This window comes from [Enterobacter] lignolyticus SCF1, from assembly GCF_000164865.1.
GTDB lineage: Bacteria > Pseudomonadota > Gammaproteobacteria > Enterobacterales > Enterobacteriaceae > Enterobacter_B > Enterobacter_B lignolyticus.
Genome location: NC_014618.1, coordinates 581407 through 608039, shown reverse-complemented (window position 1 = coordinate 608039; position 26633 = coordinate 581407). Strand labels below are relative to the sequence as shown.

Genomic DNA, 26633 nt, shown 5'->3' with positions numbered 1-26633 from the left:
AAATTAAGCGTATTCAGCTGGAGCGTTAATTTTTCCTAAATGAATGGCGTCCAACGCAATCATCTTTTCTTCATTGGTTGGAATAACGGCGCAGGCCGTTAGTGAATCCGCCTGAGAAATAATTCGCTCCCCGGCTTTACCCGGTAATTGGTTTTTGGCGGGGTCAAGCGTAACGCCTAACACCTGCAAATGTTCAACGACCAGTTGGCGAATTAACGTCGAGTTTTCGCCAATGCCGCCGGTAAAAATAATGCCATCGAGGCGTTTTAGCGCCATGGCGTGTCCGCCGATATGGCGGGCAATACGGTGAACAAAGGTTTTAATCGCCAGCCGGGCATGGTAATGCCCTTCATGCCAGGCTTTTTCCAGTGTGCGCAGATCGGACGAGAGCCCCGAGATGCCGAGCAGGCCGGACTCTTTGTTCACCACCCGCTCCAGATCGTTGAGGGTCTGGCCGGTCTGGCTGGCAATCCAGCTCATGGCGCCGAAGTCCACATCGCCGCAGCGGGTGCCCATCATCAGCCCTTCGAGCGGCGTCATCCCCATTGAGGTATCCACGCTCTTGCCGTTACGCACCGCGCAAATAGAGGCGCCGTTACCTAAGTGAGCAATCACCAACCCGGAGTCCTGCTCGTCGAGATTCAGCAGCGCATGGGCCTGCTGCGAGACATAGCGGTGCGACGTCCCGTGAAAGCCGTAGCGGCGCACGCCATGCTCTTCGAAGTAGCGCCACGGCAGGCCGTAGAGATAGGCTTCCGGCGCCAGCGTCTGGTGAAAGCTGGTATCAAATACCGCCACCTGCTTCACGCCCGGAAACAGATGCTTCGCCGACTCCACGCCGCTCAGGTTGGCGAAGTTATGCAATGGCGCCAGCGGCGATACCTGACGAATTAACTCGATAACCTCATCCGTAATTAAAACGGACTCATTAAAAATGCTGCCGCCGTGGGCAATACGGTGGCCAATCAGCGCCACGCTCTGCATTAAATTACGTTTTTCCAGTTCAACGGTAATCGTGCCGAGCGCACACTCATAATTCTGCTGGGGTAATTCAACAGGCTCATCGCCATTAAGGCTTAATGTCGCCCGTTCGGTATTAATACCTTCCGCAATACCTGTCAGTAATACATCCTGCGATTGTGCATCCATGACCGAAAATTTAATCGACGATGAACCGCAATTAATGACCAACACTACAGGGAATTCAATCATTCGGATTCTCCGCTCATCCTTATTTTGAGCTCTGTATACCTGAAGGATTCAGGCTGCAGCGCGGCAGCCTGAACGTGGACGGGTATAAGTGATTAGAACAGTTTGTAGACAATATTCAGAATGGTCAGCAGGCCAATCGCGGTGACAAACACGTTGTCCAGTTTGCCTTTGTATTTCGCCAGCGACGGCGCTTTACGAATGGCGTACATCGGCAGCAGGCACAGCAGAGAGGCGATGATCGGCGCGCCCATGGCTTCAATCAGGTCCAGAATGTTCGGGTTGGCGTAAGCCACCACCCAGGTGGAGCCCATGATGAAGACCATGCTGATGGTGTTCAGTTTGCCCGTAGAGACTTTGGTTTTATCGCCTTTGTAGCCAAACTTGAGGATCAGACCGTTGAGGCCTTCCAGCGTACCGAGGTAGTGGCCGAAGAAGGATTTGAAGATAGCGACCAGCGCGATAATGGACGCGCCGAACTCCAGCACAACAGCGAACGTGGATTTAGTGCCGGTCATGGTGGCGAAGTGGTTCGCCAGATAGGAGAGCACCGGAATGTTCTGCGCTTTCGCTTCCGCCATGTTCTGCGGAGAGAGCGTGAACAGGCAGCTGAAGGCGAAGAACATCACCACGGCGACCATCAGCATGCTGGCGCGGGAGATGATCTGCGAGCATTTCCGTTCGGTGTAGTCGTTACCATAGTCTTTTTCGTACTCTTCACGCTTGGAGACCACAAAAGAAGAGACGATCGGCGAGAAGTTAAAAGAGAACACCATGATGGAGATACCCAGCCACACGGTGACCAGAATACCGTCATGACCGGTAAAGGCGATGTCGCTCAGGTTGACCTGATCGATAACCGCAGAGTTCCAGTACGGGATCAGGGAGAGCGAAATCAGCACCAGGCTGGCGATAAACGGGAAGACCAGAAAGCTCATCACTTTCACCATCAGGTCTTTACCAAACCAGATGACAAACGCCATCAGCAGCAGCAGGAATAATGCCACCACCCCGCGGTTCAGCGCCGCGTAGCCCAGCTGGTTTTCCCAGAAGGTCATAAAGGTGTTGGTAATCGTCACGCCGTAGATCCACAGCAGCGGACAAATCGCAAAGAAGTACAGGAAGGTGATGACCACGCCGCCGGTTTTACCGAAGTGCTCTTCCACCGTCTCGGTAATGTTGCCGGACGGGTTTTTCCCCGACAGGCACAGGCGCGCCAGCGCGCGGTGGCAATAGAAGGCGATGGGGTACGCCAGCACCAGCATGATAAGGATTGGAATTAAGCCGCCGTAGCCTGCGCGGATGGGGAAGAACAAAACACCGGCGCCGATTGCGGTTCCGAAAAGCCCGAGCGTCCATGTGGTATCTGATTTACGCCATGCCGATGTTTTTGCCTGGCTGGCGACGAGGGTATCTGTATTACTCATATCGTGTCCTTAGCAAAAATGTTCCGTACCAGGTTCTGGTGTGGGGCGCTTACGCCCCAACAAATCCGGTAATTTGTGATACGCGGGAGAGGTCGATATTGCCGCCAGAAATAATGCTGACGGTCTTACGGCGCTGGATGTAGTCGTCCAGTTTTCCGCTGAGCAGCGCAGCGGAGGCCAACGCGCCCGCGCCTTCGGTGATCACCTTGTTGCGCTGGATCAGCGCAATCATGCTGTCGCGAATTTCGTCTTCGGTGACCAGCACGATGTCATCAACCAGCTCACTGACGATTTCAAACGTCAGATTTCCCGGACGCGCGACGTCGCAGCCGTCGGCAAGCGTTGCGCTGTTACGGTGGTTGGTAATTGCGCCCGCCTGCCAGGAGGCGGCCATACCGTGGACGTTTTCAGACTGAACGCCGATGATTTTAATCGTCGGGTTAATCGACTTAATGGCCGTCGCGATACCGGCAATTAAGCCGCCGCCGCCGATCGGTACGATAACGTTATCGACGTCATACAGATCCTGCAGAATTTCCAGACCAATAGTGCCCTGGCCGGCAATCACCTGCGCATCATCGTACGGCGGAATGAAAATACGGCCTTCCATTTCGACGATTTCACTGACTTTCGCGATGGTGTCGTTGAAGTTATCGCCGTGCAGCACCACTTCCGCGGAGTAATCCTGCGTTGCCGCGACCTTGGATTTCGGCGCGCCGCGCGGCATCACCACTTTGCCGTCGATACCTAGCATGGCGCAGGAGAGAGACACGCCCTGGGCATGGTTGCCCGCCGAGCAGGCCACCACGCCCTTGCGGCGTTCTTCCTGGGTTAAAGAGCTCAGTTTGTTAAAAGCGCCGCGAATTTTAAACGACCCGGTACGCTGCATATTTTCAAACTTGAGAAATATTTCACCTTTGCAACGCTCGCTCAGGTAATTAGAACGTGGCATACCTGTTTTATATATTTTACCTGCAAGGCGCTGCTTGGCCTGCTGAATATCTTCAAGGGTTACCGGGAGATCGTAAGTAATGTGCATATTATCCTCTTTTCAGGAATTCTTCTGATTTCAGGTAATAACAGGGCATAGAGGTCTGTTATACAGAACCTCGTCAATTCCAGATTAAATTAAAATTAAATATCTTCGACCAGCTGTCTTCGTCTTCTGCAATTTTGTGATGAATAACGTTTCGCCAGGTCTACCAGCACCGAGGCGGATTTTTTAAGTCGATAATTCTTTGACCATATTGCGGCATAGCGTGCTACCGGCAAAATATCCTTAACGGGTAAGGTAATAAATTGATCGGAACCGAACGGCGTTGTCATATCGCACGGAATAACCGTTAAGAAATCGGCATTCAGTACAAGGTTGTAAATTGTGACGACGGAATCGGTTTTGACAATATTTTCGATGTTGATGTGGTGTTTCTGGAGGATGGCGAGCAGTTCTTTGTAGTATCCCATTTCGGTGTGCGGAAGAACCCACTGTTCGTTTTTCAACGACTCCAGCGTTATCTCCCTGGCGCACGTTCGGGACTGACTGGCGACCACCACAAACTCCGATTCAAACATCGGCTCAACCTGCAGGTCCTGCAGCTGCATCTCGTCATCCAGCGTGCCGATGGCAAAATCCAGGCGCCCGTCACGCAGTGCGGGCAGGAAGGATGAGAGCTGCGCTTCAAACATGGACACCTGCGCTGTAGGAAACACCTCTTTGAAGGTTTTCATCATCCCCGGCAAAAAGGTGAAACCAATCAGCGACGGAAAACCGAACGACACGTCAACGACGCTACCCGAGCTCAGGCTGTTCATCTCGCTGACCATGTTTTTCATTTCCCGGGTAATGGACTCGGAGTATGCCAGCAGGACCTGACCTGCGCTGGTTAACGTCACACCGGTATTTTTGCGCACCATCAGCTCAATGCCAAAATAGGCTTCAATATCGCTGATAATTTTACTTACCGCCGGTTGGGTTAACCCAAGCTGTTTAGCCGCAGATCCGATAGAACCGCATCTAATGACCTCCTGAAAAACAACGAGGTGTTGTGTCTTTGGCAGAAGAACATTATCCATAGCACGTTTTCCATATTCCATTTTTCGCCGTGAATTCTAGTAAATAACCTGCATCGAGGTATGTGCGATGACTCACAATTTACCTGAACCCCTGTCCAACACAGGTCACAGAAAACAATTTTATCTTTTATATTCAATAAATTAACTGAGCACAAAACAGACGATTGCCTGACGCTAGTCAATAAATGACATGGGAATAACTTTATTTTATGGCGATAAAATTCCAGTCACTTTTTATTTAAAAAAGTCACAACTGGTTATATTTCAAACGATTTAAGGATAAACTCTACTCACCTAACCATATTATAATTTTAAAAAATAAAATTATTTTAAAAAGAAAATAAAAGATTCATTATAAATACGATTGCCATCACATGAGTTGTTACTCATTCATCGCCTGGCGGGTTTTCATTATCAATAAATTAAAACAACAATAACAATTGAGTGAAAAATAAAACAATTGCATAACCATCCCCAAAAGCAGGCACAAAAAAGCCCCATCTGGAGAAATGGGGCTTTCAGGCGAGGGTCCGTTATTTATACAAAATGGCCGTACCATCCCACTGGCTGGAGTCTGATGGGTTGCCCAGCGCAACAATCCGATAGTGACCCGCATGCTCTTGCGCCGCTTTCGCTTTCAGCGCATGGATTGCGTCGTCGGTTGAGCCTTCAATCCCGGAAACCTGGACGGTTCCCATTTCCTGCAATTGCGCCGCCTGTTCGGAATTTACCTGTTTTGGCCCCGCTGCCAGAGCAGCACCAGAAAGCAGTATAAACACCACACCGGTAAGCAGAGAAGTCGCTTTCATTTCTCAATCTCCTCATGACTCGACATCTACGTTAATAAGTATGACTCGTCGTCGGTCACCCGAAAGCGGACAAATGCAAAGTCGTTTAATCTTTGTGGCAGGATTGTGGAGAAGTGATGTCAATGGGTAACGGAATCCCGTCAAACAGCAAAAACATCGCATCGACATAAGATCCGGCAGGTAAGGTTCAGTTGAGCGCAGCTTGGCCAGTAGACCTTTTTTGGCCCGGGTAATGGACAAACCGCACCAGGGTAGGATTTACGGCACGAGTATACGTATACGAGAATGAGTTTCCATCCCTTTAGAGTCTACACTCATATGTCTGATTCAGGTAAGACCTTTCGGACTAAAGTCTTGCACCGACACCCCCCCTAAATATAATCCTAATTTTATTCTATCGTGATCGAAGAATCAGATGCACTCATTCTTCAGATTTATTACTTATAGCACCGCACTGACATAAAGCCACTTCATCAATAAGCACCAAAAATACAATGCCCGGTTGAACATATATAATATTAATACATTTTTATTGCAAATTAATTTCACTGAGACTAGCATCCTCTGACATATAAGCATGTGTATGACCACACGTGATTTCATTATTACATATGATTAGCATTCAATTAAATACAAAGGGTGTACATTTGCTTTTTTCAATATTTTCGCACTGTGGCTGCGGTAAAGCCAGGGGCGGTAGCGTATCAACAGATAATATCTTTGACACGTATACCCCATCCCCAACCGGGTGGATAGTGGATATCAGTCGTACTTGTCTATCATACTACCTTTTCCGACCAGCTATAACTGTTGCGCTGTGAAAACAAGGTATTTGTTTACATGCAAAATAATATTAAAAAACAAGATGATTTTCTCATTTTGATTAGTGAAAAAGGTGGCGAACAAGCCAGAGACAATGGGTTTGCTTACTTCTCACATCGTATTAACAAAGGCTTCAAAAATACCTATTACGTTTATAAAAAAAATAATATCGATATAGGAAAGTTAGAACATTATGCCGATTATCTTTTAGTTAAAGATAGCCTAAAACATCGTCGCTTATTCTACAGGGCTGATTATCTTTTACTCAACGACGGCTATCTGGATGTTTTCCCGACGTTTAAAGAGAAGCCTCTTAGCAGAGGATGGGCTCCTATTGTCTATCTACAGCATGGTATTATTTCATATAAAAAGGTGCATTTCTGCAAAGGCCATTACAATGGCAGAATTAGATATTTTCACACTTCACTAAAATCGGAATATAAAATTGTTTCTGATATTCTTCAATCACATCAGGATATAAAGTCAACATACAGAATAGTTTTAAAGTACAAAATACCGCATTTAAAAAGCCATTTTGAAAGAGATGAACTACGTATCTTCTATCGATATTTACTGTCCCGTTATTATAGTGACAAAAATTCTGTTGATCCAGATGACCTTCAGACGTTAAAGCGATTGATAAATAATATTGGTTTTTTACCTTGCAGGCTTATAAATAGTGGGCTATCCAGACATGAAAACCTTCCATCAATACACAAAACAAACAAAAATATTTTGTTCTTTTTTACATGGAGAGATGACTGGATCATCAAAAGCAAAGATAATTCATTTCTTGCGCTTGCAAAAAAAATAAAAGATAGCAATAGTATTCTTGAATATGCCAGCAATCATAATTTAAAGATTGTCTTCTACCTACATGAGAAGATTTTACATTTAAAAAATGACGTTGCCACTATCTTTGATGGTAATATTGAGTTTGTCGGCCAAAATGATTTTAGTGCCGTATTGAAAGGCACCAGATTATGTGTCACAGATTATTCGTCGGTTTCCTTTGAATTCAATTTGCTAAACACACCTGTCATTTTCCTTCAATTTGACTATGACCTTTATAAACATGCAAGAGGTCATTTTATGAATTCACCAAATGACTTTCTGGGAATTACGGTTAGAACAATTGATGAGCTTGAAGCGGTTTTTTCATCCAATGAACTGGATAAAAAAATCAAACTGATGGCAAAAAACAATAGAGCTATTGTCAGGCAGGACTATACAAATTATGGAAAAACAAATCATATAATAGATAAATTACTCGAAGAGAAGCAAAATCATATTGTATATTTTTGCTACAATTTATATGGTGTAGGGGGAACAGTTCAGACCGTCATTAATCAGGCTAATTATTTAGTATCTATAGGATACATGGTAACTATAATCTCATTACGCAGGACGGGAAATATCCCTAAACTTCACTTGGATCCCAGCGTTAGGTTGGAATATTTGAATGATGCCAGAAGTAAAGGTAAATTTCGTAAATGTTATGAAAATATACTGGCGAAATTTAGTTCCCGTCTATTCAAAAAAACTGAAGACTTATATTCTGGATTATCACTCCTCACTGACATTAAATTGCTATTGATATTAAGAACATTTCGAGGATGTACGCTCGTGGGTACATTCCCGGGCTTATGCGTTAATTTAATTAAGCATAGCCATAAGTCTAATGTCGTTATGGTTCAGGAGCATAAAGAATTTAGTTCTCATAGTAGTGAAATCCAGAAGTCCATTCAGGCATGTTATCATAAAGCACATAAAGTTATTGCATTGACCAAATTCCAAAAAGAAGAATATATTAGCCAAGGCATACATAATGTAACAAACATTCCTAATGGTATTGAAGATAAACTATCTTTAATGAAAGGGTGTAATAAGAGTCTATGGCCAAAACGAATTGTATCGTTTGGACGCCTTGTTGAAATAAAACAATTTCATTTATTGATCGAATCATTTTCATTAATTGCCTCGAAATATCCAGACTGGAAACTGGATATTTATGGTGATGGAGACCAAAAAGAATTGCTGTTAGCGATGGTCGTAGAACTCAACCTAGCCGATCAAGTTAGAATTTGCGAACCAACGTCATTGGTATACGAAGAGCTCTACGATAGTTCATTTTGTGCCCTCACTGCATTTAAAGAACCCTTTGGTATGGTATATATTGAAAGTTTCAGCATGGGAAAACCCGTCGTGAGCTACGACATTGGCTATGGTCCAAAGGAGTTTTTAAAAAACGGCTACAACTCTCTTATTTCCCCTTGTTTCGACACAACCGATTTTTCACGAAAAATGGAAATGCTGATTACAGATGAGGAATTGCTGAGAAAGCTCGGTATTGGTGCGAGAAAGACATATCTACAGCATTATGAAATATCCAAGATCATGAGAAAATTCATTGCAGAGTGCTCTCAATGACAAAATTAAGTAAGTTATTAACAAAACCACGACTGTTTTTTGTCGACGCTATAGAGAAAAGGAAAACATCAGTAATGGAAATGATAGAAAATATTGGTATTACGCCAGAGATAGTTCAGGCACAAGAAGCATTATCAGTATATAAGGGAGCACCAAGAGTTAATTTAGTTATCATAGACAACATTAATGATAGCTGTATGAATAAGACAAATGCTTTAAAATATCAGTGCAGAACATTAGAGAAATATACTAACTTCAATAGAATATATTATATATCTGATTCTATTACAAGTACGAACAGTAGTCATGTTGTTTACAGTACATATTCCGATTTTTACGATAATATAGTTTCAAGACTACCTCCAAAAATAGAATATTTTGTTTTCATTGGCTTGAATTTTTTCTTCTTACGTGAAACAAACGTAAATCACTTTATTAATGAACATCGTTCTGCAATCACCTACGTTAAGAAACAAATAGCCGATAATGATACCCTGCAAGATATTTTCAACTCTATTTATGATGATTTTAAATATAACTTCAAGCCTACTGAAAACTATTGCTGTGTTGATAATACTCTTTTAAATCAATACCATCAGTTATTATCTAAGATTAACCACTTAGACACCTACATATTCACATTTTTACCAATCATAAATGCCGCAAACTCTTATGGCAGCAATTGTATAGAAACTAAAATACAGTTTGCGAATCTTAGCGGTGGATACTACGAAAAATTTATGTGGATTCAAACAGTTCATGGTTCTGAAAGATGTCCATTAGCCGTCACGTTCAACAAACTGAATGATGATACAGAAGGGTATATAGAATTTCTTGATTCTATTACACCACATAGTTCCAGGCTGGAAGAGGAAATCTTCGTTAATGTTACTACTAATGTATTAGTCAGCAACACATAATTATTAGATCATTTTCTATCATAGCATTATATTTACATGTGTGGTTTCAGTATTAATTATTTCATTCAGGATTTCATCATGCTCAGAAAATTGAAAAAGGCCATTACTAAACCACACATTTATCTTAGAGACTCGTTGCTAAATAAATACCCGCTTCACTTAACTCAAGGGGGAGGTATTTTTTTAGGTGAAAACCATATCATTGACATTTGCAATTGCATCGAGTCACCATTCTCGCCTGACTTCGATATAGATATTGTATACACTTGGGTAACCAGCAAAGATGACAAATGGCGAAAAAAGCGAGATCTCTGCTCTGTTGAATGGAGTGGGCGAACAGTTCCATTTGCAATGGAAGAATCACGATTTGATGATCATAGTGAAATTTATTATTCACTCATCAGCGTCAGCAAATTTATGCCCTGGGTTCGTAATATATATATTGTTACCGATGGACAGCTCCCAGTCATTCCGACCACCATTAGAGATAAAACATTCATTATTGATCATAAGCAAATAATTCCAGAGAAATTCTTACCAACGTTCAATTCTCATGTAATTGAAGCATGTTTACATAAAATCAATGGACTATCTGAACATTTTATTTATTTTAATGACGATTTTTTTGTATCGAGAGAAGTTAGTGCCTCGCATTTTTTTCAGTCAAATGATATTGCAAGTATATTTATTGGTAACAAATGGATAGATAGAGGCAACAACACCACAGCAACATCAGTGGCGTGTAATAATTGCAATAGACTTTTTTTGGAAAGATTTGGCCAGACATTTAGCCAATATCTCATCCATACTTATGTCCCTCTGAGAAAAAGTTATTACTTATTAGCCTATAAACTTTGGGAAGATGAAATATTTTCTTTTCTTTCGAATAAATTCAGAGCAGAAACAGATCTAAATATGGCTACATTTTTTGTTCCATACTTACAGTTTCTTTTTAGTGCTGCGTCCCCTATGATTGATATCAGCTATTATTTTAACATTCGCTCTCCAGCGGCATCCTTTTTCTATAACCGCTTATTAGATGCAAAGACAACTAACAACCGACCTCATTCTTTTTGTGCAAATGATTTTAGCTCTAATGAATTCCCGAAAATAAACTGTCATGATGAGTTCAATGAGTTCGCAAAGAGATTTTATGGCTGCCTGTAGCATTAACAATTTATACGAAAATATATTTGTATACTTTCAACAATAAGAGGTTGTCATGGGATTTAATGAAAAAAAATACAAAGCTAAAAATGGCGTTACCCTAACATATATAGAAGACCCGTTCCCCGTAGAAAATTATCGTGGTGAAAGTAAATTGATTTTTATTTTTCAGTCTTTAGGTGATGAGAAGTCAAGTGATAAGGACAAACGTTATCCCTACACACTTTTGGCTGGACTAAAATACTTTAATTCCAGAAAAATATATATAAAAGATGATCGTGGGTTAGTTGGCGATTATTACCTTGGTATCAACGGAAGTCTGGACACTAAAGAAGCTGTAATATGTTTTATAAATGAAAAAATAAGAGATTATAAACTATTAAAAGAAAATATTGTCATGCTAGGTTTTTCTAAAGGAGGATATGCGGCATTACTCTTTTCACATGAAATAGGTGTCGGTGCCGTGATCTGTGCAATTCCTCAGTTCGATCTGGTCAAATGGATTGACAGATACAAGAGCTATCTTTCTTATATTTATCCTGACAATGCTACAATTGATGACAAAGTATTATATTCTGTTCATCTAAGAGATGTTATCAGAAATTCATTACACCATCCTTCTCGAATATATTTAGTCACCTCCAGGAATGATGAAACATACCTTGACCATATTCCCCAACTGGTAATGGAAATCAATTCAGTGAAAAAAAGTGAATTAATAGTTTACCATAATGACGAATCATATGTTACTCGACACAACAACGTTGTTAGAAACTCCATGAATGAAATACTGTATTTTTTAAGCTGTGAGTTGGTATCTCCAATATTAAAAACAACATAATAAATCCTCTTACCATTAAATCATAATTCACCGGCACATTGCTGGAAGCAAAAAATTAGTTGAAGGTTACTCTAAATGAAATCAAATACCGCAGACCGTTATCCATCCGAGTTACGTGAACTCGCAATTAAAGTCTTTCTGGATAATCGTGATAACTATGACTCCGAGTCGAGTGCCATTCGTGTCATCGCCTCAAATATTGGTTGTCATTCCAATACGCTACGGGCCTGGATACGCCAGTATGACAGAGATATAAATGGTGATGCCAACACTAAATTCACCACCAGTGAACGACTGCGCTTACAAGAACTGGAGCGCGAAAACCGAAATCTTCGTCGCAGCAATGACATTCTTCGCCAGGCTCTTTCTTGTATTTTCCAGGAGGAACCCAATAAGTGTGGAGAAAAATAGTAGTACAAATTTAAAATTTTAAATATGTGGATGAAAAATGGCAAGACGAGGCATTGAAGTACAACGAGCGGTAATAAAAGCACTGTTCATGAGAGAAATGAAAACCCGCTTTGGAAAATATCGACTAGGTTACCTATGGGCGATACTTGAACCCGCTGCACATTTGATGGTATTGGTTGGAATATTTGGTTACGTAATGCATCGTACAATGCCAGATATCTCGTTCCCAGTTTTTTTGGTTAATGGCATTATCCCTTTTTTTATTTTTAGCAATATTACCTCACGCAGCATTAATGCAATTGAAGCAAATCAAGGGTTGTTTAATTATCGACCAGTAAAACCTATTGATACTATACTTGCAAGGGCCATATTAGAAACCATAATTTATATTTTTGTCTATATTGTACTCATGGTAATCCTCAAGATTCTTGGTGAGGATATGGCAATCATCAAGATCGTCACCTTATTTATTACATGGTTTATGTTGTTTTTCCTGTCTTGTGGTATGGGAATGATTTTTATGGTTATAGGTCATTCATTCCCAGAAACAGAAAAATTTTTACCGATCATAGTGAAACCACTTTATTTTATTTCTTGTATCATGTTCCCCCTTCATTCTGTACCAAAAGATTATTGGCCCTATCTCTTATGGAATCCTATCATTCACATCGTTGAAATTAGTCGTGAAGCCGTTTGTGTTGGATATATTAGTGAAGGTGCCGACATTAATTATTTAGCAGTCGTTTCCTTACTCATTACCACACTAGGTTTAGCCGCATATCGCCTCAGAGAAAGAGAGATGTTAACCTCATGATTAAAATTGAAAACTTGACAAAATCCTACAGAACACCAAAAGGTCGACATTACGTCTTTAAGAATCTGAATGTGACACTCCCAACGGGAAAAAGTATTGCATTGATTGGGCGTAATGGGGCTGGCAAATCCACGTTATTGAGAATGATAGGTGGTGCAGATAGACCAGACAGCGGTTCCATTCTGACTGACCAGACAATATCCTGGCCCGTTGGCTTATCGGGTGGATTCCAGGGAAGTTTGACAGGGCGAGAGAATGTAAAATTTGTATCCAGGCTTTTTTCAAAGAAAGATGAATTATACGACAAAATTAATTTTGTTGAACAGTTCTCCGAATTGGGGAAATACTTTGATATGCCTATAAAAACGTATTCATCTGGTATGAAGTCACGATTAGGTTTTGGGTTGAGCATGGCATTTAAATTTGATTATTACCTTGTGGATGAAGTCACTTCTGTTGGTGATGAAAAATTCAAAAAAAAATGTGATGTACTTTTTAATTCACGCCATAAAGAATCTAATTTCTTGATGGTCTCACATAGTATGGCTGTATTGCAGAAATATTGCGATGCCGCATTGTTTATAGGTCGACACAACAACATAAACTATTACGACTCAGTTGCAGAAGCTATTAATAAATATAAAGAAAATGAAGGGCTGTAGCCAGTATAGCTTCACCTCAACATACCAATGCTGGTCTTATTGTCTTTGCGAACTCTCTTGCTATCAACTAACCAAGTATCGAATTGTGACTGGAGTGTATGACACTCCACTGCTAACTCTTTCCAACAGGAAGGCAACAGTCGTTGGTGTATCCCATTCTTTATTTCAAAAAACTGGGATACACCAACGCATTGTTTTAGAATAGGGTGAAGCTGACCGATAAGCCGGGTTCTGTCGTGGACAGTCATTCATCTAGGCCAGTAATCGCTCACTGGCTCAAGCAGCCTACCCGGGTTCAGTACGGGCCGTACCTTATGAACCCCTATTTGGCCTTGCTCCGGGTGGAGTTTACCGTGCCGCGAACTGTTACCAGTCGCGCGGTGCGCTCTTACCGCACCCTTTCACCCTTACCTGATCCCGCTTGCGCGGGCCATCGGCGGTTTGCTCTCTGTTGCACTGGTCGTGGGTTTCCCCCCCAGGCGTTACCTGGCACCCTGCCCTATGGAGCCCGGACTTTCCTCCCCTGCGCCTGTCTCCCCGAAAGGACGACGACGCAGCGGCGACTGTCTGGTCAGCTTCGGTGCGCAGTATAGAGGGTTTGCACCGCAATGTCACCCTCTGCACACTGTCCGCCACGGAGGCTGGCGCGGCCAGATAAAAAAATGATTGCGCTCACACAATCGAATGTTTTTTATTATACCCGCTTTTTTTCGATTTCCCGGCGACTTTCGCGCCTAACTCTATGAATCAGATATCCTTTACGCCGTTACTTTCGAACAGAAGACTTTCAGTTTGAAAAAACAGAAACACACCGAAAGCGAAAGACGTTTTGAAGCGATAATTCACGATTTTTCCCTTATTTGACTTTATCCATGAGCGCCACGATTATCCAATTGCGCCTGTAATTTACCTCATCAACCTTCTGAACAGAGGGAAGTTATGTACTCTATTAAAAATAACACTACGCTTGTCGCCGGATTCATTTCATGTTTATTAGCCGTGCCCGCCATGGTTAATGCCGCGGATGCTCCAGTGACTATTCGCTACACGCTGTGGGACCGCAATCAGCTCCCCGGAGAACAGCAGTTAATTAATGAGTTTGAGAAAGAAAACCCTGGAATTAAAGTCGAAGCGGAATTAACACCTTACGACCAGTATTTTATTAAGCTGAGCTCAGCGGTGGGTGGAAATGTTGCTCCAGATGTATTTTGGATGAACATGCCAAACTTCCAGCAATATGTAAAAAACGGCATGCTGGAACCATTAAGCCAATATTTAAAAACGCCCGGCGCGCCGCAGCTTGATGATTTTGTGAAAAGCTCAGTCAATGCCTACCAGTACCAGTCCGCACAGTACGCAATTCCTCGCGATATTGACGCGATTGCCGTCTGGTATAACAAAGACCTGTTCGACAAAGCCGGCGTTTCCTACCCGGAAAAGGGCTGGACCTGGGATACCCTCAAGCAAAAAAGCGAGCAGCTGCGTAAAGGGCTTGATAAGCAGTCCTACCCGCTGGCGATGGAGCTAAGCAGCGGTCAGGACAGCTACTTCAACCTGCTACTGCAGGCGGGCGACGACATTGTGCTGCCAGGCGGTAAAACCGATGTCGCGAACGACAAAGCCTTCGGCACCTATCGTCAGGTCCAGGAGATGCTGAAAACCGGGCTGATCCAACCGCCGGGCGAAACCGAAGCCGCCGATGTCTTCCAGTCAAACAAAGTGGCGATGGTCTATGCCGGCTCCTGGTGGGCGCTGCCGTTCTCGCAAAACGAGCTCATCAAAGATCATATCGGCGTCGTGCCCATGCCGAAAATGGCGCGGGAAGCCGGAGTCTCTCACAGTCTGGCCTTCGCCATGTCGTCAAAGAGCGCGCATAAAGAAGCGGCCTGGAAATTTATCGCCTTTATGAGCTCCGAGCATGCTCAGCAAACTCTGGCCAGCGGCAAAGTGGTGATCCCGGCGAACCAAAAAGTCGCCAAAGACTGGGCCGCCGCCTTTAAAACGATCGATGTTTCGGCCTACGTCGATTCCCTGTCGTTCTCCCATAAATACCCGACGGCCGGATCCAATACGGCGAAATGGAGCAGTATTTTTAACGATGGGCTGAAGAAAGTATGGATGGGCGCCGACCCGCAAACGGTGATGCCGGGCGTTGCGCAACGCATGGAACGGGAAATGCAAAAATAATCATCGGGGAGCCCTGCTCCCCGCTTTGAATATCCTCTCACCGCCGTGCTGGAGTGAATATGAGTTATTCCGATGAAACAAGCCGTCCATTGCTCTCAGCGCCCCAAACCAAAAAGAACGCCCTGAGCCGACGGGAAAAAGAGGAGCGTTTCTGGGGCTGGGTGATGATCCTGCCGCTGATTGCCGGGCTGACCGTCTTTTATTTTATTCCATTTATTCAAAACGTATTTTACAGCTTTACCGATCTCGGCGAATTTCAGATCTGGAATACTATCAGCTTCGATAACTATATTAATTTATGGTCCGACGCCGAATTTCTTTCTGCCGTCGGCAATACCTTAATTTATGTCGCGATTTGCGTACCGCTGATTACCTTTCTGTCTCTGCTGCTGGCGATTGGTCTTAATCAGGCTATACGCGGCCAGTGGTTATTTCGCACCCTGCTGTTTTTACCCGCCGTCACCATGCCCGCCGCTATCGCTATGGTGTGGCAGTGGCTGATGAACCGCAATTTCGGTCTGTTAAACCAGCTGTTGGGCTTTTTTCACCTGCCCGCCGTGGGCTGGCTCTCCGACCCTGACGTCGTACGCCTGAGCGCCTCAGTCGTGATTATCTGGTCGGCGATTGCCTTGAAGATGATCATCCTGCTCGCCGGTTTGCAGGGGATCCCCAAACAGATTTACGAAGCGGCCTCGCTTGATGGCATCGGCAAACTGCGCTGCTTCTGGTCCATCACGCTGCCGCTGATGATCCCGACGCTGTTTTTTGTGCTGGTCATTGCCTTTATCGAAACGCTGCAGATCTTCGACGTGGTGTACCTGCTGTTCGGCAGTTCGTCGATGGTTGACGATCAAACCATGACCATCGCGTATCTCTTTTATAAATATGCCTTTATCTATCAGGAGAAGGGGTATGCGTCGGCCATTGCGGTAGTGATTTTCCTGCTGACGATGGCGCTTACGCTGCTGCAAATCTGGGTAGGTAAACGACTGAAAGCACGGCAGGGGTAGCACTATGTTTATGAGCAAGCGCGAAAAATGGATAACCTACGGCCTGATGATCCTGGCAACGCTATTAACCGTCGTGCCGTTCATCTGGATGATGATTACCTCGTTGAAAACCCAGGCTGAAAGCATAGCCGTACCGCCGGTGCTGCTACCGGCAAACCCGGGCTTTCAGGCATACGGCAAAGTGCTGCGCGAAATGCCGTTCGCCAGCTTTTATTTCAACTCCATCGTCTCCACGCTGCTTATCGTGGTGCTGCAGACGCTGATTGCGGCCATGGCGGCGTACGGCTTCTCGCGCCTGCGCTTTAAAGGACGCGATGCGGTTTTCATGATCTGCATTTCCATTCTGATGGTGCCGGGGCAAATCTTCCTGATCCCGCAGTTTTTAACCATTGAGAAGTTCGGCCTGCTGAACTCGATTCCCGGGCTGGTGCTGCCGGGCTTATTCAGTATCTACAGCGCTTTTCTGCTGCGTCAGTTCTTTATGTCGGTGCCTAAGGAGCTAGAGGAGGCGGCCATCATGGATGGCTACAACCATCTGACCATCTTTTTCAAAATCATGCTGCCGCTGATTAAGCCCGGGATCATCGCCTGCGTCATCATCAATGGCCTGTGGAGCTGGAACAACCTGATGTGGCCGCTGATTGTGAACACCTCCATGAACAAGATGACGCTGCCGGTGGGGCTGGCCTCGCTCTCCGGTCGTTCCGGGGTGGAGTATCCGATGCTGATGGCAGGCGCGCTGCTGGCCATTATTCCCATGCTGTTGCTTTACATCTTCTTCCAGCGCTACTTCATCCGCGGTATCGCCGGTGCCGGAATTAAAGGGTAAGAGGTTTTTATGTCAGCGATAAAGTTTACGTCCGTGAGCAAAGTCTATCCCAACGGTTTTCGCGCCATTCAGGGAATTAACCTCGACATCCATGATGGCGAATTTATGGTGTTCGTTGGCCCCTCCGGCTGCGCAAAATCCACGCTGCTGCGCATGGTCGCAGGGCTGGAAGATATTACCGACGGGCACATCACCATCGGCGAGCGCCACGTCAACGATCTGCTGCCCAAAGAGCGCGGCGTAGCGATGGTGTTTCAGAACTATGCGCTCTACCCCCACATGACCATCTATAAAAACATGGCCTTCAGCCTGCTCGGTAAAATGAACGATCAGGAGATTGATAAGCGCGTACGCGAGGCGGCCCGCAAGCTGGAAATCGAAAACCTGCTCGGCAAAAAGCCGGGGCAGCTCTCCGGCGGCCAGTGCCAGCGCGTGGCGGTTGGGCGGGCTATCGTCCGTAAACCGGAGGTTTTTTTGTTCGATGAGCCGCTGTCCAACCTCGACGCCAAGCTGCGCGTGTCGATGCGCGTGCGCTTAACCGAACTGCATCGCCAGCTGCGCGATGAAGGGGTCAGCGCGACCATGATTTACGTTACCCACGATCAGATTGAAGCCATGACCATGGGCGATCGCATCTGCGTGTTAAACAACGGCCAGATTATGCAGGTCGACACGCCGGGGAAAATCTACCATCAGCCGAAGAACAAGTTTGTCGCCGGGTTTATCGGTAACCCGGCCATGAACCTGCATCTTGTGCCGCTGACCGACCACAACACCGCCCTGGCGCTTGGCGGGCAGACGACGCTGCCGCTGCCGCCCGCGATGGTTTCGCTGCTGGAAGGCTACCGCGAGGAGCAGGTCTGGTTCGGTATTCGCCCGGAGGCGATTTCGCTGGCCGCCGCTGGTGACCCCGGGGCGCAGTCTGTGCGTATCGCCAACGTCGAACGTATGGGCAATGAGGATCTGCTGCATTTCGATATCGGCAGTCTGCGCATGATTTTACGCGTTAACGCGACCGTCGACTGGGCGCCGCAGCCCGGCGAGCAGATCAACGTCAAATTCAACCTCAACGCCGCCTACCTGTTCGGCAAGACGGATGAAGAAAACTTAGCCCTGAATTAACGAATAACACCAGAGAAAACGCAGCGCGCCCGCAAGGGGCGCTATTTGGGAGGTTTTATGTGTGCAAAGAAAGTCACGGTACTGGTAGTGGGCGCAGGCGCCCGCGGTGAAATCTATTCACGCTATGCGCTGGAGCACCCTGACAGAATGCAGGTTGTCGCCGTTGCCGAACCGCGCAACAGCTATCGCCAGCAGTTTGTCGAACAGCATCAGATTGCCGACAGCCACGTCTTCACCGACTGGCAGGACGCCGCGCAGCGCCCGCGCATGGCCGACGTGGTGCTGATCTGCACCCAGGACAACATGCACAAAGCGCCCGCCGTCGCCTTTGCCGAACTTGGCTACCATATTCTGCTTGAAAAGCCGATCGCGCCGACGCCGGAAGATTGCGAAACCATCATCGACGCGGTTAAACGTAACAACGTGCTGCTGGCCGTCGCGCACGTGCTGCGCTACACCCGCTATACGCAGAAGCTGAAAGCGCTGCTCAACGACGGCGTCATTGGCGATATTCTGAGCATGCAGCACCTGGAGCCGGTCGGCTACTGGCATCAGGCCCATTCGTTCGTGCGGGGCAACTGGCGCAATGAGGCGCAGTCGTCGTTTATGCTGCTGCAAAAATCCTGTCACGATCTCGACTGGATCCGCTACATCATGGGCGATAACTGCCGTCAGGTCAGCTCCTTCGGCAGCCTCAGCCACTTTGTGCCGGAGAACCAGCCCACGGGCGCCGCCGACCGCTGCCTCGACTGCCAGGTCGAAGCCGCCTGCCCCTGGTCCGCCAGCAAAATCTATCTTGGCGATAACCACAAATGTACGCCGCATTTTCGCCGGGTGCTGACCGCCGATCCGACCGAAGAGAACGTGCGCCAGGCGCTACGCGATGGCCCTTACGGCCGCTGCGTCTACCGCTGCGATAACGACGTGGTCGACCATCAGGTGGTCAACTTCCGCTTTGCCCACCAGCAGACGGTCACCTTTACCATGACGGCGTTCACCAAAATGGAGGATCGCCAGACGCGCCTGTTCGGTACCCGCGGCTATCTGGAGGGGAACGGTAAAACGATCCGCGTTTTTGATTTCCTGACCGACAGCGAAACGGTACATACCGTGGATGAGATCCCGGACGGTACGCAAACGCAGATGGGCGGCCACGGCGGCGGCGACTATTACCTGATGGATAAATTCATCCACGCGGTGATGGCGGGCGATCAAAGCCTGATCCTCTCCGGACCGGATGAATCTCTGGAAAGCCACCTGATGGTGTTTGCCGCCGAGCGGGCGCGCAAGGAAAACCGTCTGATTGATTTGTAACGCCTGAGGAGACGCGGCATGTTTTACGGCATTGATATTGGTGGCACTAAAACGGAAATCGTTGCCTTTGATGACGAGATGCAGATTCGCTGGCGCAAGCGCGTCGCCACGCCGGTACAGGACTACGAGCTGTTTTTATCCACCTTTTCATCGCTTATCGATACCGCCGACTGGGCGACCGGTGCCCAGGGGAAAATCGGCATCGGCATGCCCGGACTGATGGACAGACACACCGGCGAGCTATTGTCCTCCAACGTCCCCTGCCTGACCGGACGGCGCATTGTCGACGATCTTATCGATCGCGTCAGCCGCCCCATCGCGGTGGATAACGACTGCTGCTGCTTTGCGCTTTCGGAAGCCCATACCCAGCAGGCGCGCCAGTATCCGCGCATTTTCGGCGCCATTATCGGCACCGGGCTGGGCGGCGGGCTGGTGATCGACGGGCAGCTGTACCGCGGACGCAACCGGATGGCCTGCGAGTTTGGCCACCTGCCCCTCGCCGCACAGTTCGCCCGCCGCTATCAGTTGGCCGAGCTTGCCTGCGGCTGCGGCCTGAGCGGCTGCGTGGAGCGCTACCTCTCCGGCCCGGGCCTGCTCGGGCTGCACCGCCACTTTAGCGGTAAAACGGTGACCATGGACGCGCTGTGGGAGGGGTATCGGCAGCAGGAGCCGCAGTCGGTCGCTACCATTACGGCGTGGGTGGATATGCTCGGCGGTACGCTGGCGCAGCTGCAGCTGATTCTGGATGTCGACGCCTTCGTGCTGGGCGGCGGGGTGTCGAATGTCGAGGCTATCTACAGCCTGCTGCCGCAGGCGATGACGCGTTATCTGTTCCCGGGGCTGGAGCCGGCGAAGATCCTGCCGGCCGTCCACGGCGCCACCAGCGGCGTGCGCGGCGCCGCCCTGCTGCAGGCGGAACCGTACGCGCTGCAAAGCTAAACGACCAGGGGAAGCCGGTGCTTCCCCTCTCTTTTAACGCGCGCTACTCATCGGCCAGCACAACCTCAACGCCCATTTTCTCCAGCGCCTGGCGGTAGTGTCCGGGGATACCGCTATCGGTGATCACCCGATGGATCTCCCCGACTTCGCGGATCATACAAAAGCTTTTGCGGCCAAACTTGCTGGAATCCGCCACCACGGTGACTTCCTGCGCCACCTGGCACATCACCCGGTTAATGTGCGCTTCGCCCGGATGCGACGTGGTGATCCCGGCATCGAGACAGAAACCGTCGACCCCCAGGAACAGCTTATCGAACCGGTACTGGCGCAGCTGATGCTCTGCCGACGGGCCGTACAGCGAAAAGACGCTCTGGCGCACGTTGCCCCCCAGCAGCATCACGTCCACACGCTCAAAATTGGCCAGCTCCCAGGCGATGTTCAGGGCGTTGGTCATCACCACTAAATCGCGGCGGTGTTTGAGAAAAGCGGGGATCAGCGTGGTGGTGGAACCGGAATCGAGGATCAGCGTGTCGCCGTCTTTGACGAAACTCGCCGCTTTTTCAGCAATTTGCGATTTGACGTCGCGGTTAAGCCTGTCCTTATCCTGCAGCGGACGATCGAAGGCGAAATGGTGGTTCAGCACCGCGCCGCCGTAGGATCGCAGCGCGCAGCCGCGCTGTTCGAGATAGCGCAAATCGTTGCGGATCGTCACGCACGAGACGCCAAAGTGGACGCTGAGCGGTTCGACCCGCACGCTGCCCTGATCGCACAGCAGATCGATAATCTGCTCGCGACGTTTTACGCTATCTAACATTGCTTAAGCTCCATCAGGTTTGCAAACGACTTTTATTTTTTTGGCGTTAACACGCTTTCATTGTCTTTCGAATATATTACATCAGAAGCCAAAAGGTGAATTTGTGAGCACCGTTGCAGCGCCTCTTTTCCGACTGAAATCGTCGCTATTGTTTCGTTTTGTGCCAATCGAAAGGACAAAACGCTAACAGTGAAAGCACGACGGCCGCCGACCGCCGCGCCGATTCAGGCCTGACGCAGGAAAAGCGAAAGCCGCAGATAAAAAAACCCGCGCTGAGCGGGTTTTTCACAGGCGTTGAAGGCCATCACATTTTTACCGTTTGTTCACTGCTGTTTTACCAACACCACCTCAACGCCAAGCTTACGCAGCCCTTCCAGGCTCTCATCAGGAATTCCCTCATCGACGATGATCGTGTGAATGCGCGGCGTATCGATAATCTTGTGCAGGCTGGAGCGGTTAAATTTACTGGAGTCCGTCACCACAATAATCCGTTCCGCCACTTCGCACATTTTGCGGTTCAGACGGGCCTCATCCTCATTGTGCGTGCTGACGCCGCGCTCAAGATCGATGGCATCCACGCCGAGAAACAGCATGTCGAAATGGTAGTTTTGCAGCGACTGCTCGGCCTGGTCGCCGTAAAACGACTGCGACTGGCGACGCAGGTGCCCGCCGGTCATCAGCAGCTCAACGCCTTCGGCCTCCAGCAGCGCATTAGCGACGTTCATACCGTTGGTCATGGCGATCACGTCGTTGTGCTGGCGCATCAGGCGCGCAATCTCAAAGGTGGTGGTCCCGGAGTCGAGAATCACCCGGTGTCCCGGCAAAATCATCTCGGCCGCCACCCGGGCAATACTGCGCTTGAGCGCAATATTGAGCGAGCTTTTATCTTCTACCGACGGCTCCGTCGACGGCGTATGGCTGTCGCAGATCAGCGCGCCGCCGTAGGCGCGTACCGCAATTCCCTGCTTCTCCAGAAACGCCAGGTCATTACGGATAGTGACCGTGGAAACGCAAAACGTCGTTGCCAGGTCATTTACCTGCACGCTGCCCTGCTGGCGCAACCGCTGAATAATCTGCTCCCGCCTTTCGCTGGTGCCTGGAATGCGTTTATCGACGGAGGCCTCTGCGCTTTTCATAAGCTAATCCTTACCAAAAATCTTTCGTTTCATTTCGTTTTACCTATTAACGCCTTTCCTTTACCAGAAAGCAAGCCTGCGATGCGCAGCGGCATGCGTTTTCAGCAGGCTGAATGCTTTCATTATGTTTCTTTTGTGAAACAAATCTCACTTCTAAATGCTTTCATTTTATTTTTAGTACATCCTGATGCAGTATTATTCGAAACAAAACGAAAGATAATAATCAAATTCGTCGACTGCGGAGAGGAAAGTGAAACATTTGACAGAAATGGTTGAGCATCATAAACAAGGCGTTGAAAACGGGATTTATGCCGTCTGCTCCGCGCATCCCCGCGTGCTCGAAGCGGCGATCCGCTTTGCCCGCGACCACGGCACGCCGCTGCTGATCGAAGCCACCTCCAACCAGGTGGATCAGTTCGGCGGCTATACCGGTATGACGCCGGTTGATTTTCGCCGTTTCGTACTGTCGCTGGCGGCAGAACTGGAGTACCCCGAAGCGCAGCTTATTCTGGGCGGCGACCATTTAGGCCCGAACCGCTGGCAGCAGTCCCCGGCCGCCGAGGCCATGGGGCATGCGGAAGATCTGATTAAAAGCTACGTCGCCGCCGGGTTTAAGAAAATCCACCTCGACTGCAGCATGTCCTGCGCCGACGACCCTACGCCGCTGACCGACGATATCGTGGCCGAGCGCGCCGCGCGGCTGGCGAAAATTGCGGAAGCCACCTGCCAGCAAACCTTCGGCGTCTGCGATCTGGTGTACGTTATCGGCACCGAAGTACCGGTTCCGGGCGGCGCTCACGAAACCCTCAATACCCTGGAAGTCACCACGCCGCAGGCCGCGCAGGCAACGCTACGCGCACACTTCAGCGCCTTTGAGAAACAGGGACTTAGCGCAATATGGCCGCGGATTATCGGGCTGGTGGTTCAGCCAGGCGTTGAATTCGACCATACCCACGTCATTGATTACGTGCCGGAAAAAGCGGTTGCGCTCAGCAAAATGGTGGAAGACTTCGACACCTTAATCTACGAAGCGCACTCCACGGATTACCAGACGCCGCAGGCGCTGAAGCGCCTGGTTCGCGATCACTTCGCCATTTTGAAAGTCGGCCCGGCGTTAACCTTTGCGCTCCGTGAAGCGCTGTTTGCGCTGGCAAGCATAGAGGAAGAGCTGGTACCCGCCCGCGCCTGCTCCGGGCTGCGCACGGTGCTGGAAAACGTCATGCTGGATAAGCCGGGCTACTGGCAAAGCCATTACCACGGCGACAGCCACGCCCGCCGCCTGGCGCGGGGCTACAGCTACTCTGACCGCGTGCGCTACTACTGGCCGGACAAAGAGATCGACGACGCCTTAGCGCACCTGGTGCGCAACCTCGCGGATGAGGAGCTGCCGCTGCCGCTTATCAGCCAGTATCTGCCGCTTCAGTACACCCGCGTGCGCGAAGGCGATATCGCCGCCACGCCGCATGCCTTAATTATCGACCATATTCAGGACGTTATACGCCAGTATCACACCGCCTGTCAGGGTAACAACGAATAATAAAAGCGAAGGATTACGTTATGCCAAATATTGTCTTAAGCCGTATTGATGAGCGTTTGATTCACGGTCAGGTTGGCGTTCAGTGGGTAGGATTTGCCGGCGCGAACCTGGTGCTGGTCGCCAACGATGAAGTTGCCGAGGATCCGGTGCAGCAAAACCTGATGGAAATGGTGCTGGCGGAAGGTATCGCCGTTCGCTTCTGGTCGCTGCAAAAGGTGATCGACAACATCCACCGCGCGGCCGACCGCCAAAAAATTCTGCTGGTGTGCAGAACGCCAGCGGATTTCCTGAAGCTGGTTGAGGGCGGCGTCCCCGTCACCCGGATCAACGTCGGCAACATGCACTACGCCGACGGTAAGCAGCAAATCGCCAAAACGGTGTCCGTTGACGCCCACGACATTGCGGCATTCAACGGGCTGAAAAGCGCGGGCGTCGCCTGCTTTGTTCAGGGCGTACCGACTGAGCCCGCGCAGGATCTGTTTAAACTACTCTGAAGGAGATCGCGATGGAAATCAGTTTGTTACAGGCAGCCGCACTGGGCATTCTCGCCTTTATCGCGGGCCTGGATATGTTTAACGGCCTGACGCACATGCACCGCCCGGTGGTGCTTGGGCCGCTGGTCGGGTTGATTCTGGGCGACCTGCACACCGGTATTCTTACCGGGGGGACCCTGGAGCTGGTCTGGATGGGCCTGGCGCCACTGGCCGGGGCGCAGCCGCCTAACGTGATTATCGGCACCATCGTCGGGACGGCGTTTGCTATCACCACGGGCGTCAAACCCGATGTCGCGGTCGGCGTTGCGGTACCGTTCGCCGTCGCCGTGCAGATGGGCATTACCTTCCTGTTCTCCGTCATGTCCGGCGTGATGTCGCGCTGCGACCGCATGGCGGCTAACGCCGACGCCAACGGGATTGAGCGGGTCAACTACCTCGCGCTGCTGGCGCTGGGCACGTTCTATTTTCTCTGCGCGTTTCTGCCAATCTACTTCGGCGCGGAACACGCCAAAACCGCCATCGACGTGCTGCCTGCGCGCCTGATTGACGGCCTCGGCGTCGCGGGCGGCATCATGCCGGCTATCGGCTTTGCCGTACTGCTGAAAATCATGATGAAAAACGTGTACATCCCTTATTTCATTATCGGCTTTGTGGCAGCGGCCTGGCTGAAGCTCCCGGTACTGGCCATAGCGGCCGCCGCGCTGGCGATGGCGCTGATCGACCTGCTCCGTAAGGACCCGCAACCTGCCGCTACCCGCGCGCAGCAAGAAGAGGAATTCGAAGATGGCATCTAATCACACCACGCTGCCGGCCGCGGCGGACGACGAGCAGACGCTGCTTACCGGCGTCAATGAAAACGTCTATGAAGACCAGACGCTCGGCGCGGAGTTAACCAAAAAAGACATCAACCGGGTCGCGTGGCGCTCCATGCTGCTGCAGGCATCCTTTAACTATGAACGTATGCAGGCTTCCGGCTGGCTTTACGGGCTGCTGCCGGCGCTGAAGAAGATCCATACCAACAAGCGCGACCTGGCGCGGGCCATGAAGGGCCATATGGGGTTCTTTAACACCCACCCGTTCCTGGTGACCTTTGTTATCGGCATTATTCTGGCGATGGAGCGCTCCAAGCAGGACGTCAACAGCATCCAGAGCACCAAAATCGCCGTCGGCGCCCCGCTGGGCGGCATCGGTGACGCTATGTTCTGGCTGACGCTGCTGCCCATCTGCGGCGGTATCGGCGCAAGCCTTGCCCTGCAGGGCTCGATTCTCGGGGCGATAGTCTTCCTGGTGATGTTTAACGTCGTGCATCTGGGCCTGCGCTTCGGTCTGGCGCACTATGCTTACCGGATGGGGGTGTCGGCTATCCCGCTTATCAAAGCCAACACCAAAAAGGTCGGCCATGCGGCATCCATCGTTGGGATGACGGTCATTGGCGCGCTGGTAGCGACCTACGTACGGCTCGCCACCACGCTGGAAATTACCGCGGGCGACGCCGTCGTTAAGCTGCAAAGCGACGTTATCGATAAGCTGATGCCCGCCTTCCTGCCGCTGGTCTATACCCTGACCATGTTCTGGCTGGTACGCCGCGGCTGGAGCCCGCTGCGCCTGATCGGCATTACCGTCGTTCTGGGCATTGTCGGTAAATTTGCGCATTTCCTGTAATGAT

The 26633-nt window shown here is 49.0% G+C and carries 24 protein-coding genes and 1 other RNA gene; 17 read left to right on the top strand and 8 right to left on the bottom strand.

All coding sequences use genetic code 11. The annotated features are described in order from the left end of the window. Positions 1-3 precede the first annotated feature (3 nt). From tdcD to ENTCL_RS02915, 5 genes are all read right to left on the bottom strand, one after another. Entirely contained in the window at positions 4-1212 is a 1209-nt protein-coding gene (gene tdcD, locus ENTCL_RS02935) for a propionate kinase (protein ID WP_013364613.1), read from the bottom strand. 92 nt (positions 1213-1304) lie between these two features. After that, the gene (gene tdcC / locus ENTCL_RS02930; protein WP_013364612.1) at positions 1305-2636 is read right to left on the bottom strand and encodes a threonine/serine transporter TdcC; all 1332 of its coding nucleotides are present in this window, start codon (positions 2634-2636) and stop codon (positions 1305-1307) included. A gap of 49 nt (positions 2637-2685) precedes the next feature. Continuing rightward, positions 2686-3675, bottom strand: a complete 990-nt coding sequence (tdcB, locus tag ENTCL_RS02925) for a bifunctional threonine ammonia-lyase/L-serine ammonia-lyase TdcB (protein WP_013364611.1) — start codon at positions 3673-3675, stop codon at positions 2686-2688. A 95-nt stretch (positions 3676-3770) separates the two neighbouring features. Then, positions 3771-4709 (bottom strand): transcriptional regulator TdcA, encoded by a 939-nt coding sequence (gene tdcA, locus ENTCL_RS02920; RefSeq protein WP_013364610.1) that lies wholly within the window; start codon positions 4707-4709, stop codon positions 3771-3773. A 533-nt stretch (positions 4710-5242) separates the two neighbouring features. Further along, the gene (locus tag ENTCL_RS02915) at positions 5243-5518 is read right to left on the bottom strand and encodes a YdgH/BhsA/McbA-like domain containing protein (RefSeq protein ID WP_013364609.1); all 276 of its coding nucleotides are present in this window, start codon (positions 5516-5518) and stop codon (positions 5243-5245) included. Between the two features lie 840 nt (positions 5519-6358). On the opposite strand from ENTCL_RS02915, the gene ENTCL_RS02910 reads away from it, so the two are divergent. The 7 genes from ENTCL_RS02910 to ENTCL_RS02890 all read left to right on the top strand — a co-directional run bounded on the left by ENTCL_RS02910 (position 6359) and on the right by ENTCL_RS02890 (position 13585). Continuing rightward, complete coding sequence (locus tag ENTCL_RS02910) at positions 6359-8770, top strand: glycosyltransferase (RefSeq protein ID WP_013364608.1); 2412 nt, start codon at positions 6359-6361, stop codon at positions 8768-8770. 74 nt (positions 8771-8844) lie between these two features. After that, entirely contained in the window at positions 8845-9690 is an 846-nt protein-coding gene (locus ENTCL_RS02905) for a hypothetical protein (protein WP_044611877.1), read from the top strand. A 78-nt stretch (positions 9691-9768) separates the two neighbouring features. Then, on the top strand, positions 9769-10857 hold the full coding sequence (locus ENTCL_RS22600; RefSeq protein ID WP_013364606.1) for a hypothetical protein: 1089 nt from the start codon (positions 9769-9771) through the stop codon (positions 10855-10857). Between the two features lie 55 nt (positions 10858-10912). Further along, positions 10913-11698 (top strand): alpha/beta hydrolase, encoded by a 786-nt coding sequence (locus ENTCL_RS02900; RefSeq protein ID WP_013364605.1) that lies wholly within the window; start codon positions 10913-10915, stop codon positions 11696-11698. Between the two features lie 75 nt (positions 11699-11773). Continuing rightward, positions 11774-12109 (top strand): IS3 family transposase, encoded by a 336-nt coding sequence (locus tag ENTCL_RS22595; RefSeq protein ID WP_013364604.1) that lies wholly within the window; start codon positions 11774-11776, stop codon positions 12107-12109. Between the two features lie 37 nt (positions 12110-12146). After that, entirely contained in the window at positions 12147-12923 is a 777-nt protein-coding gene (locus tag ENTCL_RS02895; RefSeq protein WP_013364603.1) for an ABC transporter permease, read from the top strand. Continuing rightward, entirely contained in the window at positions 12920-13585 is a 666-nt protein-coding gene (locus ENTCL_RS02890) for an ABC transporter ATP-binding protein (RefSeq protein WP_013364602.1), read from the top strand. Before ENTCL_RS02895 ends, ENTCL_RS02890 begins: the two co-directional genes overlap by 4 nt. A 204-nt stretch (positions 13586-13789) precedes the next feature. On the opposite strand, the gene rnpB is transcribed toward ENTCL_RS02890, so the two are convergent. After that, an RNA gene (rnpB, locus tag ENTCL_RS22485) (RNase P RNA component class A) lies at positions 13790-14164 on the bottom strand. A gap of 360 nt (positions 14165-14524) precedes the next feature. Here rnpB and ENTCL_RS02885 point away from each other — a divergent pair. The 6 genes from ENTCL_RS02885 to ENTCL_RS02860 are packed head-to-tail and all read left to right on the top strand — an operon-like array spanning position 14525 to position 20986. Continuing rightward, entirely contained in the window at positions 14525-15772 is a 1248-nt protein-coding gene (locus ENTCL_RS02885; RefSeq protein WP_013364601.1) for an ABC transporter substrate-binding protein, read from the top strand. Between the two features lie 59 nt (positions 15773-15831). Then, the gene (locus ENTCL_RS02880) at positions 15832-16782 is read left to right on the top strand and encodes a carbohydrate ABC transporter permease (protein ID WP_013364600.1); all 951 of its coding nucleotides are present in this window, start codon (positions 15832-15834) and stop codon (positions 16780-16782) included. A gap of 4 nt (positions 16783-16786) precedes the next feature. Next, entirely contained in the window at positions 16787-17611 is an 825-nt protein-coding gene (locus ENTCL_RS02875) for a carbohydrate ABC transporter permease (RefSeq protein ID WP_013364599.1), read from the top strand. Positions 17612-17620: 9 nt separating this feature from the next. Then, on the top strand, positions 17621-18733 hold the full coding sequence (locus ENTCL_RS02870; RefSeq protein ID WP_013364598.1) for an ABC transporter ATP-binding protein: 1113 nt from the start codon (positions 17621-17623) through the stop codon (positions 18731-18733). A gap of 57 nt (positions 18734-18790) precedes the next feature. Then, a complete protein-coding gene (locus ENTCL_RS02865; RefSeq protein WP_013364597.1) occupies positions 18791-20047 on the top strand; it encodes a Gfo/Idh/MocA family protein in 1257 nt (418 codons plus the stop codon). Between the two features lie 18 nt (positions 20048-20065). Next, on the top strand, positions 20066-20986 hold the full coding sequence (locus tag ENTCL_RS02860) for an ROK family protein (RefSeq protein WP_013364596.1): 921 nt from the start codon (positions 20066-20068) through the stop codon (positions 20984-20986). Positions 20987-21029: 43 nt separating this feature from the next. Here the strand turns inward: ENTCL_RS02860 and agaR are convergent, their stop codons facing one another. Continuing rightward, complete coding sequence (gene agaR / locus ENTCL_RS02855) at positions 21030-21800, bottom strand: transcriptional repressor AgaR (protein WP_013364595.1); 771 nt, start codon at positions 21798-21800, stop codon at positions 21030-21032. A gap of 323 nt (positions 21801-22123) precedes the next feature. Then, positions 22124-22936, bottom strand: coding sequence for a DeoR family transcriptional regulator (locus ENTCL_RS02850; RefSeq protein ID WP_013364594.1), 813 nt, complete (start codon positions 22934-22936; stop codon positions 22124-22126). Positions 22937-23186: 250 nt separating this feature from the next. Between ENTCL_RS02850 and kbaZ the strand changes: the two genes are divergently transcribed. The 4 genes from kbaZ to agaE are packed head-to-tail and all read left to right on the top strand — an operon-like array spanning position 23187 to position 26629. Then, positions 23187-24473, top strand: coding sequence for a tagatose-bisphosphate aldolase subunit KbaZ (kbaZ, locus tag ENTCL_RS02845; protein WP_013364593.1), 1287 nt, complete (start codon positions 23187-23189; stop codon positions 24471-24473). 20 nt (positions 24474-24493) lie between these two features. Beyond that, positions 24494-24967 carry a PTS N-acetylgalactosamine transporter subunit IIB gene (gene agaV / locus ENTCL_RS02840; protein ID WP_013364592.1) on the top strand — a complete coding sequence of 158 codons (474 nt, stop codon included), beginning with the start codon at positions 24494-24496 and terminating at the stop codon, positions 24965-24967. An 11-nt stretch (positions 24968-24978) separates the two neighbouring features. Further along, positions 24979-25761 (top strand): PTS N-acetylgalactosamine transporter subunit IIC, encoded by a 783-nt coding sequence (agaW, locus tag ENTCL_RS02835; RefSeq protein WP_013364591.1) that lies wholly within the window; start codon positions 24979-24981, stop codon positions 25759-25761. Then, a complete protein-coding gene (gene agaE, locus ENTCL_RS02830; protein ID WP_013364590.1) occupies positions 25751-26629 on the top strand; it encodes a PTS N-acetylgalactosamine transporter subunit IID in 879 nt (292 codons plus the stop codon). Before agaW ends, agaE begins: the two co-directional genes overlap by 11 nt. Positions 26630-26633 lie beyond the last annotated feature (4 nt).